The 14,321-nt window shown below is 52.3% G+C and carries 14 protein-coding genes and 1 other RNA gene; 8 read left to right on the top strand and 7 right to left on the bottom strand.

What is annotated here, in order from left to right:
• From V6U78_RS04260 to smpB, 3 genes are all read right to left on the bottom strand, one after another.
• Entirely contained in the window at positions 1-1,284 is a 1,284-nt protein-coding gene (locus V6U78_RS04260; protein ID WP_405337566.1) for a tyrosine-type recombinase/integrase, read from the bottom strand.
• A gap of 160 nt (positions 1,285-1,444) precedes the next feature.
• Positions 1,445-1,806, bottom strand: a transfer-messenger RNA (tmRNA) gene (ssrA, locus tag V6U78_RS04255).
• Between the two features lie 75 nt (positions 1,807-1,881).
• On the bottom strand, positions 1,882-2,364 hold the full coding sequence (smpB, locus tag V6U78_RS04250) for an SsrA-binding protein SmpB (protein ID WP_405337563.1): 483 nt from the start codon (positions 2,362-2,364) through the stop codon (positions 1,882-1,884).
• A gap of 153 nt (positions 2,365-2,517) precedes the next feature.
• Between smpB and V6U78_RS04245 the strand changes: the two genes are divergently transcribed.
• Together V6U78_RS04245 and V6U78_RS04240 are read left to right on the top strand one after the other, a co-directional pair.
• Entirely contained in the window at positions 2,518-2,955 is a 438-nt protein-coding gene (locus V6U78_RS04245) for a type II toxin-antitoxin system RatA family toxin (protein ID WP_405337560.1), read from the top strand.
• Positions 2,952-3,239: an RnfH family protein gene (locus V6U78_RS04240; protein ID WP_405337557.1), complete on the top strand. Its 288-nt coding sequence runs from the start codon at positions 2,952-2,954 to the stop codon at positions 3,237-3,239. The genes V6U78_RS04245 and V6U78_RS04240 overlap by 4 nt, the downstream gene beginning before the upstream one ends.
• A 19-nt stretch (positions 3,240-3,258) precedes the next feature.
• Here V6U78_RS04240 and V6U78_RS04235 read toward each other — a convergent pair whose 3' ends face one another.
• Positions 3,259-3,945 (bottom strand): hypothetical protein, encoded by a 687-nt coding sequence (locus V6U78_RS04235; RefSeq protein ID WP_405337554.1) that lies wholly within the window; start codon positions 3,943-3,945, stop codon positions 3,259-3,261.
• A 50-nt stretch (positions 3,946-3,995) separates the two neighbouring features.
• On the bottom strand, positions 3,996-4,337 hold the full coding sequence (locus V6U78_RS04230; protein WP_405337551.1) for an outer membrane protein assembly factor BamE: 342 nt from the start codon (positions 4,335-4,337) through the stop codon (positions 3,996-3,998).
• Between the two features lie 113 nt (positions 4,338-4,450).
• Between V6U78_RS04230 and fur the strand changes: the two genes are divergently transcribed.
• Positions 4,451-4,867 carry a ferric iron uptake transcriptional regulator gene (gene fur / locus V6U78_RS04225; protein WP_405337548.1) on the top strand — a complete coding sequence of 139 codons (417 nt, stop codon included), beginning with the start codon at positions 4,451-4,453 and terminating at the stop codon, positions 4,865-4,867.
• Between the two features lie 68 nt (positions 4,868-4,935).
• Here fur and recN read toward each other — a convergent pair whose 3' ends face one another.
• Complete coding sequence (gene recN / locus V6U78_RS04220; RefSeq protein ID WP_405337545.1) at positions 4,936-6,591, bottom strand: DNA repair protein RecN; 1,656 nt, start codon at positions 6,589-6,591, stop codon at positions 4,936-4,938.
• Positions 6,592-6,825: 234 nt separating this feature from the next.
• On the opposite strand from recN, the gene grpE reads away from it, so the two are divergent.
• The 3 genes from grpE (at position 6,826) to dnaJ (ending at position 10,683) form a co-directional block, all read left to right on the top strand.
• Positions 6,826-7,398, top strand: a complete 573-nt coding sequence (gene grpE, locus V6U78_RS04215) for a nucleotide exchange factor GrpE (RefSeq protein WP_405337542.1) — start codon at positions 6,826-6,828, stop codon at positions 7,396-7,398.
• Between the two features lie 120 nt (positions 7,399-7,518).
• Positions 7,519-9,432 (top strand): molecular chaperone DnaK, encoded by a 1,914-nt coding sequence (dnaK, locus tag V6U78_RS04210; RefSeq protein ID WP_405337539.1) that lies wholly within the window; start codon positions 7,519-7,521, stop codon positions 9,430-9,432.
• Positions 9,433-9,552: 120 nt separating this feature from the next.
• Entirely contained in the window at positions 9,553-10,683 is a 1,131-nt protein-coding gene (gene dnaJ / locus V6U78_RS04205; protein WP_405337536.1) for a molecular chaperone DnaJ, read from the top strand.
• A 146-nt stretch (positions 10,684-10,829) separates the two neighbouring features.
• On the opposite strand, the gene V6U78_RS04200 is transcribed toward dnaJ, so the two are convergent.
• Positions 10,830-12,788, bottom strand: coding sequence for an ATP-binding cassette domain-containing protein (locus V6U78_RS04200; RefSeq protein WP_405337533.1), 1,959 nt, complete (start codon positions 12,786-12,788; stop codon positions 10,830-10,832).
• Between the two features lie 38 nt (positions 12,789-12,826).
• Between V6U78_RS04200 and V6U78_RS04195 the strand changes: the two genes are divergently transcribed.
• Together V6U78_RS04195 and V6U78_RS04190 are read left to right on the top strand one after the other, a co-directional pair.
• Positions 12,827-13,447 (top strand): TIGR02444 family protein, encoded by a 621-nt coding sequence (locus V6U78_RS04195; protein ID WP_405337530.1) that lies wholly within the window; start codon positions 12,827-12,829, stop codon positions 13,445-13,447.
• Between the two features lie 101 nt (positions 13,448-13,548).
• Entirely contained in the window at positions 13,549-14,250 is a 702-nt protein-coding gene (locus tag V6U78_RS04190; protein WP_405337527.1) for an FKBP-type peptidyl-prolyl cis-trans isomerase, read from the top strand.
• The last annotated feature ends 71 nt before the right edge of the window (positions 14,251-14,321 follow it).

Genomic DNA, 14,321 nt, shown 5'->3' with positions numbered 1-14,321 from the left:
TCAAGCCTCCCTTGCCTCGGTGTTGACGTTGAGCGGTGTCACCTTCGCCATTGGCGGCTGGGTGATGAAGTCGGCCCATTGCTGCATCAACTTGGCACGCTTGGCCAGCAAGTCACCACGCCGATAAGCGGCCTCAACTGCATTGCCGATAGAGTGGGCCAAGGCCATTTCAGCCACATGGTGGGGCGTAGCGGTGCGCTCAGCAGTCCAGTCCCTAAAGGTGGATCGGAACCCATGCACGGTTGCCCTGTCGTGTACTTTCATCCGCTTGAGTAGTTGAGTCATGGCAACATCAGATAGCGGCTTACCGCTGGCGCTGGGAAAGATAAAGCCAGAAGTGGCGGGTTGCTGTTGTTTCAGTAGCTCTAGCACTGCACTGGATAAGGGAACGCGATGCTCTTTATCTGCCTTCATGCGTTCGGCGGGGATTACCCAAAGCTTGTTCTCTAGGTCGATCTCTTCCCAAGTCGCACCTCTAGCTTCACCTGAGCGGGTCGCTGTCAGGATCGTAAAGGCCAAGCAATCAGCAGCAGTTCCGGCTTTGTCTTTCAGCGCCAGCATAAAATCAGGCATTTCATCAATGGGAAGGGCGCGTAAATGCTGCACTTTTGCCACTTTACTAGGTGCGGGTAATACGGCATCAAGGTTGCCTTTCCATCGAGCGGGGTTATCGCCTTCGCGGTAGCCGTGAACCGTGGCCCAGCTTAGAACCGCCTCGATACGCTGGCGCACTCTTGAGGCTGTCTCTGTTTTTTCTTCCCAGATGGGCAGTAAGGCTTTGGTGATGTGGCCCAGCTCAATATCAGCAACGGCCATTTTTCCAAGAGTGGGGTAGGCGTACACCTCTAGGGTGCGCTCCCACTGGTAGGCGTGCTTGGCGTTGCTGCTTTCGGCCTGCTTTTTACGGATAACGTGCTTGGCTGCTTCCTCAAAAGTGACCAGGCGCTTGAGTTCAGCCAGCCGCGCCTGCTTTGCGGCTTTTCGTTCCATTACAGGGTCGATTTGATTAGCCAATTTTTCGCGCATGGCACGCGCCAGCTCTCTAGCCTGGGCAAGTCCTATATCGGGATAGCTGCCTAAGCCGAGATCGCGGTTCGCCACAAAGGGCTTACCCGTGCTGCTTGTGCGTATTTCGCCAGTGGAGTAGCGCAGCAGCCAAGATGCGGCTTTGTTGCTGGATACCGATAGCAGCAGGCCAGCGACCCCCCCAACTGCATGACGGCCTTTTTTTGTTGCCAGCCGCTTTACTTCAATGGCTGAAAGTTCGCGTGCTTTTTTTGGCATGATTCCCCTCGCTTACCCAGAAAGATCTTACCCAGAAAGTTACCCAGAAAGATCTTGCCATTTTATGCAATTTGGTGCAATTAGATAAAACAAGGAGAAATGCTAAGTTATTGATAGGCATAAAAAAACCACCCATAGGTGGTTGTTTTTAAAGCGAAAATGGTGGAGACGGCGGGAGTTGAACCCGCGTCCGTCGGCACTCCGCCCTTGGATCTACATGCTTAGTTTCGTCATTTGCTTTAACTGGCAGGTCTCCGACGAACAGGATACCCTTCAGCGATCCTTCGATTCAGTTTTAGCAGCGCCGACGAAGGCGATCTTTGCTGCGATCCTATCTGGCTGCGCTCATAATCTCAATCCACCTGCGATAGGCAACATGGCTTCATGAGTAGCCTTAAGCGGCTAGAGCGTAAGAGTCGTCGTTTGCGACTATAACAATTGAAGCAATTGATTTACGAGAGTCACTTCCCTCTCGGCATGCACCTCAGGTTTTGCTACCGGCGTCGAAGCCAGGACGTCCCCAAAATGTAGCGCTATTCTAACACGCTCTTTCGTTAAACCCTAGCCTTCCAGAAAAGTTCCTCTGATGGCATGCATTTAGCCCTGTTTGGTGTTCTCGCGCATAATGCGACCTTTCTGGCGGTTCCAGTCTCGGTCTTTATCAGAGGCGCGCTTATCATGCAGCTGCTTGCCCTTCACGACCGCCAGCTGGCACTTCACTTTATTCCCCTTCCAATAAAGTGAAAGCGGTACGCAGGTAAAACCCTTCTGGTTGATCTGCCCCAGCAGCTTAGCAATCTCCTTGCGATGCATTAAGAGCTTGCGCGTGCGCGTTGGGTCAGCAACCACATGGGTCGAGGCTGTATTCAACGGGGTAATGTGAGACCCCAGCAACCAGGCTTCCTGATCTTTGATCAAAATATAGGTATCGGTCAGCTGGCACTTACCCGCGCGTAGGCTTTTGACCTCCCACCCAGCCAGCACCACACCCGCTTCGATGGTTTCTTCGATATGGTACTCGTGGCGCGCCTTACGATTGACGGCGATGGTATTGCTATCGACTTTTTTCTTTTTGGCCATAATAAAAACTCTTTCAATAAAAAATGGCGAGCAGGTCAGATGGATGAGAGTGACCAGATGAGTGTATCAGGGTGAGAGAGGGATGAGTGCGCCGCACAGCCCAGGCTCGTGTTAGAATCTTGTCGTTTATCAGGCCCACTCGGGAGTCACTCTATGAGTCTTATTAGCCGCTCGGCTTTGGTCATGCATTCAGCGCAAGAGATGTTTGAACTGGTTAATGACTGCGAATCTTACCCTAAATTCTTGCCAGGTTGCAGTGATGCACGCTTGATTGAGCGCCAAGAAGATTTTTTGATCGGTGAATTGGAGCTGAGCAAGGCAGGGATGAAGTACCGCTTTACAACACGCAATCAGCTTTTTGCCCCTGAACGCATTGAGCTGACGCTGGTCGATGGTCCTTTCAAGAAGCTAGACGGCCTCTGGCTCTTCAAGCCACTCAACGAGCAGGCTTGCAAGGTGCATTTTGAGATCGATTTTGAAATTGCAGGACGATTGGTGTCCAAAGCCTTAACCCCGTTGTTTGCGCAGATGGCATCAAGTCAGGTTGAAGCTTTTGTTAAACGAGCTGATGAGGTCTATGGCAAAAGATGATGCGTATCGAAGTGGCTTATGCCCTGCCAGAGCGTCAGAAAATCGCTGTCCTTGAGGTAGAAGAAGGCACCAGTGTGCGTGAGGCCGCGCTGCGTTCAGGACTGGATCGAGACTTTGAAGGACTGGATCTGACCAACGCGCGCTTAGGCATTTTTGGCAAGCTGGTTGCCAAGCCTGAGCAGGAACAAGTCAGGGAAGGGGATCGTGTTGAAATCTACCGCCCGCTGATTGCCGATCCCAAACAATCTAGAGCAAAAAGAGCGGAGAAAAAAGAGCAGGGTTGATCCTCGGATTCGGCCCGCTTTATTCCTTTTCTTCATTATGCTGTTCAGCTTCACGGCGCATTTGTGCTGCAAGCTGAAGCGCCTTGATGATCTCCATCAGGTCTGGCTCTTTGTCTTCTTCGATATCCTCACCAGCAGCGAGACGTTGAGCAAACTCTGAGATATTAACCTGAACGCCAGCTGGAGTTTCTAGTGTGTAACCGACATCAGGTGAGATAGTTTGGCCCGTAGCAGGTGAGCTGTTGGCAACAGCAGCGACAATTTTAAAAGCATCTATGACTTTATCGCGTACTTGATCGTATTCTTTGCCTGCGTAACGTGGTAGTTTTCCAAATTGATAACCGAGCTGATTGTATTTCTTATCATAATTTTCTGGGTTTTTATCGAGTGCAAAGGTGGCGGGTCCGCTGAACGTGCTGCCGACTTCATAATCCATTAATTCTGCTTGAATTAGTTGACTTCTTAGCTGCTTCATTTCATTGGTGCTGGCATCAAGTACATTAAAGTCTTTGATGATTTCCATGAACTTGTCATAGTCTTCCTGACTCAGCACACCGCCTAATATCCCTCTGGAGCTGGTTTCTTCACCAACTTCCACCGTGAAATCAGCATAACGTTGAGGATCAACAAGCTGTTGATTGCTTTTTTCAGTAAAAGACTGAAATGCCATCGAGTTGAATAGGTTGTTTGTTCCTACTGGTTGCATGGCTAGTCCCTTCCTTGGATGTGGGTTTGTATCCGATCTTAGTCTGAGCTTTACTGGTTGGTCAAGCGGGTGGTTTCAATTGATGCCACGCGCAGTTGCCCTTGCTGTTGAGTAAAAACCAGTCGTACTTCATGGCGGTGCACTAGGGCGCGCCCTACACGCTTTTGCTCAATATAGTGCCATTCAAGCGGGCGCTCAGGGTCACGAAGCAAGGGAGAGCCGAGCAAGAAGGTGACCTGTTCGGCGGTCATGCCTTCACGCAGTTGGGCCACATCGTCTTGATCGAGCAGATTGCCCTGTTGAATTTCCTGTTGGAAAGGAGAAAAAAGGCCGCAACCGCTTAAAAACAGGGCGAAAAAAACAAAGGTGAGTAATTTAGTCGGATTTTTCATGGTGAAGCGCTTTAACTCTGAGTCAGTTCAGTCGATAATACCTGCTAAAGCATTCTACTCACAAGCGAGCCGTTGGGCTAAGCATTCTGATCACTTTATAAAAGAGAATTCTGATGGCAGACAAAAATCATGAGTTAAGAAAAGCCGGCCTGAAAGTAACCTTGCCACGGATCAAGATACTGCAAGTGCTTGAGAAACATGCAGAAGATCACCTCAGCGCAGAGGATGTCTACCGTATTCTGATTGAAAATGGTGAAGACGTCGGTTTGGCAACTGTCTATCGTGTGCTGACTCAGTTTGAGGCAGCAGGCTTGGTGGATAAGCATAATTTCGATGGCGGCCATGCTGTTTTTGAGCTGGCGGGCGAGAAGCACCACGACCATATGGTGGATGTGGATACGGGTGAAGTGATCGAGTTTTTCGATGAAGAGATCGAAAAACGTCAGCATGCACTGGCGAAGGCGCATGGCCTTGAGTTGGTGGATCACTCTTTGGTTTTATATGTGCGCCGTAAAAAAGACGCAGAGTAAGACCAAGCGGGTTCAATAATAGCGATTAAAAAAGGCTCCTTAGGGAGCCTTTTTGATGCTGAGTGCGGCTAATGGTGGCGACTTTGGAGCATTTCTTGAGCATGAGCTAGGGTTTGGGCAGACAGGTGAATACCGCCTAGCATCCGTGCTAGCTCGGCAATACGCCCAGCCTGATCCAGCAGCTGCATCCGTGTGAGTGTTGAGTGTTCATCGCTTTCTTTGTGGATATGCAAATGCTGATCGCCCTGCGCCGCCACTTGCGGTAGGTGGGTGACGCAGAGAATCTGCCCGCGTTGCGCCAGTTGATGGAGTAAGCGCCCCACAATTTCGGCGGTCGCGCCAGAGATACCTACATCTACCTCATCAAAGACCAGTGTGGGAATGCTGCTGGTTTGTGCGGTAACGACTTGAATCGCCAGACTAATACGTGACAGTTCACCGCCAGAGGCAATGCGGATTAAAGGTTTGGCCGGTTGACCTGGATTCGGCGCGATCAGAAATTCCACTTCATCAAGACCGCTGGCCTGATAATGGGCGGTGCGTTGGAAGGCAAGTTTAAACTGGCTTTTTTCCATGCCCAGATGAGCGAGCTGCTGATCAACAGCTGCCTCGAGCTGTCGTGCCGCTTCCTGACGCGCTTGGCTCAAGGCTTCGGCCTGTTCAAGATACATCTGTTCGAGCTGGATCAGCTCCGCCTCCAAGGCTTCACGACCGCCTTCTGGCCCCATCAAATCATGGAGTGATTGTTGGAGCTGTTGATGATGTTGCGGCAGTTCAGCAGGATCGATCTGATGCTTGCGTGCAATTTGGTACACCTGACTCAGTCTGTCCTCAACCCAGAGAAGCCGCTGCGGATCAAGCTCGAGCTGGCCGATAAAATGGCTGAGTTCGCGGCTGGTTTCCTGAAGTTGTATCTGCGCCTCACTGAGAAGCTGAAGAATCTCAGTGATTTTGGGGTGTTGTTGACTGGCGAGACGGTGCAGAGCCTGATTCACGGCCTGTAGGGCTGCGCCTTCATCATGATCACACAAATCCAAGGCTTCTTGGCTGGTCTGAATCAGGGCCTCGGCATGCGCCAGTTGATGCTGTTCGGCTTCAAGCTCTTCGAGTTCGCCTTCTTGTAGGTTGAGCTGGTCGAGCTCCTCTACCTGATAGCTCAGCAGCTGGATTCTGGCTTGCTGGGCCGCATCTTGCGTATCGAACTGCTTGAGCTGGCGCTGGGCTTTTTGCCACAACAGAAACTGGCTATTGAGCTGCGTGAGTCGATGATCCAGTCCTGCATAGTGATCCAGCAGGCGCAAATGCTGGTCGCGGCGCAGGAGCGATTGGTGTGCATGCTGGCCATGAATATCCATCAGCAGCTCACCGAGCTCTTTCAAATGCTGAACTGGGCAGGGTTGCCCGTTGATCCAGGCTTTAGAGCGGCCGTTGGCGAGCAGGCTGCGTCGTAAAATACACTCGCGGGTTTCCAGCTCATGCTCCGCCAGCCAATCTCGGGCTTCGGCAAGATGGGTGATATCAAAACGAGCAGTAATTTCAGCGCGTTGTGCGCCATGACGCACGCTATCACTATCGGCACGATCGCCCAGCGCCAAACCAAGAGCTGAAAGCAGGATCGATTTACCCGCGCCGGTTTCACCAGTGATCACCGTCATGCCGGGTTTAAAATCCAGCTCCAGATGATCCACGATGGCCAGTTGTTGGATGGAAAGGCTGAGCAGCATGGCAGGCTCCCTGATATTTTATACAGTAGCTTTATACCTGAGTCTGCGCAGCGGAACAAGTCGCGTCAATAATTTTTTATTCACCCCTTGAAAGACTGGGGGCTTGCCCTCATCTGATCATTTAATCCATCCCGCTTCGGCCGCATGCTAGGTTCACTAGCGAGTTCATGAGGGGTTTCCTAGCCCTCTCAGGCCGATCCACAGACTAACCTAAGTGACCCAACGGAGTTAAGCATGAGTCATCCAGAGGACAGCAAGCCAACAGCGGCTGAAGAGCAGACTAATGAGGCCGTTGTTGAGCCGCTCGATCTCAGCCCAGAAGAGCAGATTGCCGGTTTAACCGCACAGATAGAAACCTTGCAGCAAGAACTGGCTGAAGCCAAGGACCAGATGCTGCGTGCGGCGGCCGATGCACAAAATGCCCGTCGCCGTGCTGAAGCGGATATTGAAAAGGCGCACAAATTCGCGCTTGAAAAGTTTGCTAAAGAGCTGTTGCCCGTTGCTGATAGCCTTGAAAAAGCCAGCGATGCGATGGTCAGCGCCGAAGAATCCCAGCGTGAAGGTGTGGCGATGACGCTGAAGATGTTTATCGGTGCGTTGGAGAAGTTCAACATTCACCAGGTCCATCCTCAAGGCGAGACTTTTAACCCCCAGTTCCACGAAGCAATGAGCATGGTGCCCAACCCTGAGCTGCCTGCGCATGCGGTGATGGACGTTTTGCAAAAAGGCTACACCCTGAATGAGCGCCTGCTGCGCCCTGCGATGGTGGTTGTGGCTACAGGTGGTCCAGCAAAAAAAGATGACTGACTGACTTGAAAACAGCCCTCAGTGAACACATTTAAGGGTTATCAAGCAGTAGAAGAACGCCAAGGCTCATGCGTTGAGCCCTCAGCATGAACAGAATGAATTGATTATTGGAGAAAGACTATGGGCCGTATTATTGGTATTGACTTAGGTACAACTAACTCTTGTTTGGCTGTTTTAGATGGTGACAAGGCAAAGGTCATTGAAAATGCTGAAGGTGGCCGTACCACGCCTTCCATCATCGCTTATGCAGAAGATGGCGAAACCCTGGTGGGGATGAGTGCCAAGCGTCAGGCCGTGACCAACCCACAAAACACCCTCTATGCAGTCAAGCGTCTGATTGGCCGTCGCTTTGAAGAAGAAGTGGTACAAAAAGACATCAAAATGGTGCCTTACAGCATCGTGAAAGCCGACAATGGCGACGCGTGGGTGGAAGTCAAAGGCAAGAAGATGGCGCCTCCACAGATTTCTGCCGAAGTCTTGAAAAAGATGAAGAAAACAGCAGAAGACTATCTTGGCGAAGAAGTGACAGAAGCGGTGATTACTGTCCCCGCCTACTTCAACGACAGCCAGCGTCAGGCGACTAAAGATGCCGGCCGTATTGCTGGCCTTGAAGTGAAGCGTATTATCAACGAGCCAACAGCAGCAGCACTGGCCTATGGTATGGATAAATCGCGTGGTGACAAAACCATCGCAGTTTATGACTTAGGTGGTGGTACTTTCGATATTTCGATTATCGAAGTGGCCGATGTTGATGGCGAAACCCAGTTTGAAGTGCTGGCCACCAATGGTGACACCTTCTTGGGTGGTGAAGACTTTGACCTGCGCCTGATCGAGTATCTCGCAGACGAGTTCAAAAAAGACAGCGGTATTGATCTGAAGGGTGATCCTCTGGCGATGCAGCGTCTGAAAGAAGCGGCTGAAAAAGCCAAGATCGAGCTGTCTTCTAGCCAGCAAACAGATGTCAATCTGCCCTATATCACCGCAGACAGCTCAGGTCCTAAGCACTTGAACGTCAAGGTCAGCCGCGCCAAGCTCGAAGCCTTGGTTGAAGATCTGGTTGAGCGTTCTTTAGCGCCTTGCCGTACGGCTTTACAAGATGCTGGCCTGTCAGCCTCAGATATCGATGATGTGATTCTGGTGGGTGGCCAAACGCGGATGCCGAAGGTGCAAGCCCGTGTTGCTGAATTCTTTGGCAAAGAAGCACGTAAAGATGTCAACCCAGATGAAGCCGTTGCCGTGGGTGCAGCGATTCAAGGTGCGGTACTCTCGGGTGATGTGAAAGACGTTCTGCTGCTGGATGTCACACCACTGACGCTGGGTATTGAAACCATGGGTGGCGTGATGACTTCTCTGATTGAGAAGAACACCACCATCCCAACCAAGAAGTCGCAGGTTTTCTCGACAGCGGATGACAACCAGAATGCGGTCACCATCCATGTGTTGCAAGGTGAGCGTAAGCAAGCGGCACAGAACAAATCCCTGGGTCGTTTTGATCTGGCTGATATTCCACCCGCACCGCGCGGTGTGCCTCAGATTGAGGTGACCTTTGATCTGGATGCCAACGGTATTTTGAATGTATCGGCCAAAGACAAGGCGACAGGCAAAGAGCAGTCGATCGTGATCAAGGCTTCTTCTGGCTTGTCGGATGAAGAAATCGAGAAGATGGTGCGTGATGCCGAAGCTCATGCAGCAGAAGACAAGAAGTTTGAAGAGCTGGTGCAAGTACGTAACCAAGCCGATGGTATGATTCACGCCACGCGCAAAACACTGACTGAAGCCGCTGATAAGGTTGAAGCCAGTGAGAAAGAAGCGATTGAAAAGGCGATTGCCGATCTCGAAGAGGCGCTCAAATCAGATAACAAAGAGCAGATCGAAGAGAAGACGCAAGCTCTGGCCACCGCTTCAGGCAGCTTAGCGCAGAAGCTCTATGCTGATGCAGGCGCAGCTGAAGGTGCAGCCCAGCCAGAAGCTGGCAAGGGCCCAGATGATGCAGTGGATGCTGAGTTCGAAGAAGTGAAAGAAGACAAGAAGTAAGCACCCATTTAACTCTACACCCACACAGTGCGCGAGCAGCGGCTTGCGCCTGATGCCAACGCGGGCCAGTTCCCGCGTTGGTTTTTCTGTAACGGGTGGCAAAAGCGGTGACGAGAAACCATGGCAAAACGTGATTATTACGAAATCCTGGGGGTCGAACGCGACGCCGATGAGAAGGCGATCAAAAAAGCCTACCGTCGCTTGGCGATGAAATACCACCCGGATCGCAATTCAGACGACCCTGAGTCAGTCGAAAAATTCAAAGAAGCGACCGAAGCCTATGAAGTGCTAGCCGATGCCGATAAGCGTGCAGCCTATGATCGCTTTGGGCATGCTGGTGTGGATCCGCAAATGGGCGGTGGTGGCGGTGGCTTCCAAGGTGGTGCCGGTTTTGGCGACATCTTTGGCGATATGTTTGGCGATATCTTTGGCGGCGGTGGTGGCCGAGGCGGTCGCAGTGGTGCTCAGCGTGGTGCGGATCTACGCTACCAGCTGGATCTGGATTTAGAAGATGCCGTCAAAGGCACCAGCGTGAAAATCAAGGTGCCCACTTTGGATGAGTGTGATGCCTGTCACGGCACTGGCTCAGAAGATGGCCAAGCCGAAACCTGTTCGACCTGTAATGGCATGGGGCAGGTGCGGATGCAGCAGGGCTTCTTCGCGATCCAGCAGACCTGTCCACGCTGTCACGGCTCTGGCAAGGTGATTCGTAACCCTTGTAAGAGCTGTCATGGTGAAGGTCGAGTGCAGAAGACCAAAACTCTTGAAGTCAAAATCCCCGCTGGTGTGGATACCGGAGATCGGATTCGTCTTTCAGGCGAGGGTGAAGCCGGACGTCTTGGTGGCGGAACGGGCGATCTCTATGTGCAGATCAACGTGCGTCCCCATCCGATTTTTGAGCGAGAGGGTGCGGATCTTTACTGCGAAGTCCCCGTCAGTTTTGTGGATGCCACACTAGGCGGTGAGCTGGAAGTCCCAACGCTGGAAGGCCGCGTGAAGCTCAAGATTCCAGCGGAGACGCAAACAGGCAAGCTCTTTCGCTTGCGCGGTAAGGGTGTCAAACCCGTGCGTGGCGGCATGACGGGTGATCTCTTGTGCCGTGTGGTGCTGGAAACACCGGTCAATCTTTCTGAGGCGCAAAAAGATTTACTGCGTCGCTTCCATGAAGATACCAGTGGCGAGAAGCACTCTCCCAAAAAGAACAACTGGTTTGATGGTGTGAAAAAGTTCTTTGAAGACATGAAGCCCTAAGTTGCTGTGCTGAGATCCGCTTGGGTTTCAGGTCGATGCTTTGATCTGTCACCTTGCAAAAAAGCGGCTTTGCCTCGGGTTGGCAGGGCCGCTTTTTTTATGCTTGATTTTGAAGAGACTCAGGCGCCTGACTGAAAGCCCCCGATTTACAGACCAAGAGCCAGGGTCAGCGCTTCCAGCTCTTCGCTGAGTTCTAACCACTGCATTTCCTGCTCTTCCAGCGTTTGCTTGTGCTGGCTTTGCTGTTTGAGTAGAGTCTGCAGGGCATCACGTTTTTGCGGATTTTGATACAGCTCAGCATCTCCAAGCTGCTCTTCTATCTGAGCCAGCTGTTGGCGCTGTTGCTCCATCCTGTCTTCTAATTGATGGATTTTTTTCTTCAGCGGTTGCAGCTGGGCACGCTTTTTGGCCGCTTCTTGGCGATCAAGTTTTTTATTGCCCGTCGTACTGGGTGTGCTATCCACGATCTGGGTTGTGGCTGAAGGCTCGCTGGGTGAAGGCTCAGCCGAGGTCGTCTTGCCTTTTTTCTGCGCCAGCTGATATTGCTTCAACCACTGGGCATAGTCTTCTAACAGGCCATCAAACGGCGCGACACGCCCTTCAGCAACCAGCCAGTAGTCGTCCACACAATGTTTGAGCAGATGGCGATCATGCGATACGACAAGCACCGCCCCCTCAAAGGCTTGGAGTGCAAGCGTCAAGGCATGACGCATATCCAGATCCAAATGGTTGGTGGGTTCATCAAGCAGCAGCAGGTTGGGTCTTTGCCACGCAATGATTGCCAAGGCCAAACGCGCCTTCTCGCCGCCAGAGAAACGCTGGATGCTCGCCAAGGCTTCATCCCCCTGAAAACCAAAGCCGCCGAGGAACTTACGCAGCGTCAGTTCGCGCTCTTGCGGGGCAAGGCGTTGTAGATGGAGCAGGGGTGAGGCATGGATATCCAGCGCTTCTAGCTGATGCTGAGCAAAGTAGCCAATCTTGAGGTGCTCGCCGACCACGCGGGTGCCTTGTACGAGGGGCAGATCACCGACCAGACTTTTGATCAGCGTTGATTTGCCCGCGCCATTGGGTCCTAGCAGGCCGATACGTTGATCAGGATGTAGCGTGAAGCCGACGTTGGTTAAGACGGGCTGCTGCGCATAGCCGAGCTGCGCCTCACGCAGCACCACCAGTGGATCGGACATCTGCTCTGCAACCGGAAAGCTGAACTCAAAGGGTGAATCCAGATGCGCGGGCAGCAGTTTCTCCATTCTTTCGAGCGCTTTGACACGGCTCTGCGCCTGTTTGGCTTTGCTGGCCTTAGCTTTAAAGCGGCGAATAAAATTTTCCATATGGGCAATATCACGCTGCTGCTTATCATACTGCGCCTGTTGTTGCGCCAGACGCTCGGCCCGCTGGCGCTCAAAATCGCTATAGCCGCCTTTATAGAGGTTGAGCTTTTTGTGCTCAACATGCAGCAGATGGGTGATCACGCTATCGAGAAAGTCTCGGTCATGAGAGATCAGAATCAGCGTGCCGCTGTAGGCCTTCAAAAAGCCTTCTAACCAGAGGGTTGCATCCAGATCCAAGTGGTTGGTTGGCTCATCCAGCAGGAGCAGATCCGAGGGCATAAACAGGGTTTGTGCCAGATTCAAACGAATACGCCAGCCACCGGAGAAGTCACTGACCGGACGATGAAAGCTCTCCTGAGCAAAGCCCAAGCCAGCCAGTAGCTGCTCCGCCTCAGCCACCTTGCTATAGCCTTGCAGCAGATCATATTCGCCGTGTAGCTCGGCCAGCCGTTGATGATCATCCTGCGCTTCAGCTTCGATCAAACCTGCCTCGACCCGACGCAGAGCTTGGTGGCCATCGAGCACATAATCGAGAGCACTCCGTTGGCGCGCATCGACCTCTTGCGCCATATGGGCCATCGCTTGATAGCCAGACATTTGCAGCTCGCCGGCATCTGGAGTAAGTTGGCCGAGCAAAAGCTGAAACAGCGATGACTTGCCAGCTCCATTGGCTCCGGTCAGCCCCACTTTCCAGCCTGTATGCAGGCTGACGCTGGCCTGATCCAGCAGGCATAAGGCACCACGTCTGAGTGTGAGCTGATTGAGAGAAATCATGGTTCTGGCTCCTGGGGCAACAAAAAAGGATCAAAAAAATGCTGCTGCATGATAACCCTTTCTGGCGTTTTTCGCTGGGACTCTATCAGGTCCAACGCTTCGAAGAGGCGTGTCTGACCTTGCAGGATGAATCGGGCGCGAATATCAACCTGCTGTTGTTTGCCTTGTGGAGCTCCAGACAGAAACTGCGTTTGGCACCCGATTGGCAGCAGGCCTTTCGTCAGTTCCATAACTGGAATCAGGATTTTACCCAAAGTCTGCGCTTGCAACGTCGTCAGTTAAAAACTCTGGCCGCACGCGGTGATCGTCATGAACATGGCCCGCTGCATCGGATGCGTGAGCATCTGTTAAAGGCAGAGGAATACTCTGAGCAGCAGGAGCAGGCGATTCTTTACTACTACTATCAGCAGCGTCAGGGTCTCGTGGTGTGTGAAGAGCCGCAGGCGGCCTTGATCGCCAATCTGATCGAGTGCTTTGATGATGCCCAGACCCTGAATGTGGCGGCCTTGTTGACCTTGCTGACTCTTTATCTGGATGAATCTGAGGCCGAAGAAGTGGCCGCGCAAGTGATCGCGCGCGTGCAGGCGCGGGCTGATGTGATCGCCAGACCCTTGGTGGCAGCGTCCTTGGAAGATAAAAAAGGCCAAATGGATCAGTGAACTTATTGAATTTCAGTGCTCCAATAGAGACACTAGAAAGGTAATACAAGCCGGTGTGCCTGATGGCGCTGGTTCATGTCACAATGAATGAAGGAGTTGGTATGTTGAAACCCTTAGGGCAATGGGCTTTGGCCGCAGGCCTCACCTTGACAAGCTTAACGGCCACTCAGGTCATGGCCAATGAGCTGAACACGGAAGAAGCCCGTACGGGTTATAGCTTGGGTGTGATGGTGGGTCGTCAGTTGCATGAAGATATCGATCAATTGGATATCGAGAGCTTTACGCTGGCGCTGCAAGATATCTATGCTGGCAATACCCCACGTCTGAATGATGAGCAGATAGGTGAAATCATCAATGCACTGCAAGAGCGCTTGATGGAAGAATCTATGGCGCGTCATCAGCAGGTAGCACAGACGAACCTCGAGCGTGGACAAGCTTATCTGGCTGAAAATGCGCAGCGTGATGGCGTTCAAACTCTCGACAGTGGCTTGCAGTATGAAGTGGTGCGTGCAGGGGAGGGTGCCCGTCCTAGCGCGACCGATCAGGTGCAGGTCCACTATGAAGGCCGTCTGGTGAATGGCGAGGTGTTTGATAGCTCCTATGCCCGTAACCAGCCCGCCAGCTTCCGTGTGAATCAAGTGATTCAGGGTTGGCAGGAAGCGCTACAACTGATGCCTGTCGGTAGCGAGTGGATGATTTATATCCCAGCTGAACTGGCTTATGGCAGCAATGGTGCCGGTGGCGCGATTGGCCCGAATGAAGCGCTGGTGTTTAAGGTTGAGCTGCTCGATATCGCCCGCTAAACCCTGAGTCTGGTCTTGGTCAGCCTCTGATGGCTGAGTGAGCGAGGATAAAAAAACGCGACTGCCTTGGT

This window comes from Marinospirillum alkalitolerans (assembly GCF_045055655.1).
In the GTDB taxonomy this organism is placed as follows: domain Bacteria; phylum Pseudomonadota; class Gammaproteobacteria; order Pseudomonadales; family Halomonadaceae; genus Marinospirillum; species Marinospirillum alkalitolerans.
This window is presented reverse-complemented; position numbering and strand designations above follow the sequence as displayed.

What these genes read in the sequence shown, in the direction of transcription:
- V6U78_RS04260 (WP_405337566.1), bottom strand. Translation starts at nt 1,284, where the DNA reads ATGCCAAAAAAAGCACGCGAACTTTCAGCCATTGAAGTAAAGCGGCTG.
- smpB (WP_405337563.1), bottom strand. Translation starts at nt 2,364, where the DNA reads ATGGCCAAAAAGAAAAAAGTCGATAGCAATACCATCGCCGTCAATCGT.
- V6U78_RS04245 (WP_405337560.1), top strand. Translation starts at nt 2,518, where the DNA reads ATGAGTCTTATTAGCCGCTCGGCTTTGGTCATGCATTCAGCGCAAGAG.
- V6U78_RS04240 (WP_405337557.1), top strand. Translation starts at nt 2,952, where the DNA reads ATGATGCGTATCGAAGTGGCTTATGCCCTGCCAGAGCGTCAGAAAATC.
- V6U78_RS04235 (WP_405337554.1), bottom strand. Translation starts at nt 3,945, where the DNA reads ATGCAACCAGTAGGAACAAACAACCTATTCAACTCGATGGCATTTCAG.
- V6U78_RS04230 (WP_405337551.1), bottom strand. Translation starts at nt 4,337, where the DNA reads ATGAAAAATCCGACTAAATTACTCACCTTTGTTTTTTTCGCCCTGTTT.
- fur (WP_405337548.1), top strand. Translation starts at nt 4,451, where the DNA reads ATGGCAGACAAAAATCATGAGTTAAGAAAAGCCGGCCTGAAAGTAACC.
- recN (WP_405337545.1), bottom strand. Translation starts at nt 6,591, where the DNA reads ATGCTGCTCAGCCTTTCCATCCAACAACTGGCCATCGTGGATCATCTG.
- grpE (WP_405337542.1), top strand. Translation starts at nt 6,826, where the DNA reads ATGAGTCATCCAGAGGACAGCAAGCCAACAGCGGCTGAAGAGCAGACT.
- dnaK (WP_405337539.1), top strand. Translation starts at nt 7,519, where the DNA reads ATGGGCCGTATTATTGGTATTGACTTAGGTACAACTAACTCTTGTTTG.
- dnaJ (WP_405337536.1), top strand. Translation starts at nt 9,553, where the DNA reads ATGGCAAAACGTGATTATTACGAAATCCTGGGGGTCGAACGCGACGCC.
- V6U78_RS04200 (WP_405337533.1), bottom strand. Translation starts at nt 12,788, where the DNA reads ATGATTTCTCTCAATCAGCTCACACTCAGACGTGGTGCCTTATGCCTG.
- V6U78_RS04195 (WP_405337530.1), top strand. Translation starts at nt 12,827, where the DNA reads ATGCTGCTGCATGATAACCCTTTCTGGCGTTTTTCGCTGGGACTCTAT.
- V6U78_RS04190 (WP_405337527.1), top strand. Translation starts at nt 13,549, where the DNA reads ATGTTGAAACCCTTAGGGCAATGGGCTTTGGCCGCAGGCCTCACCTTG.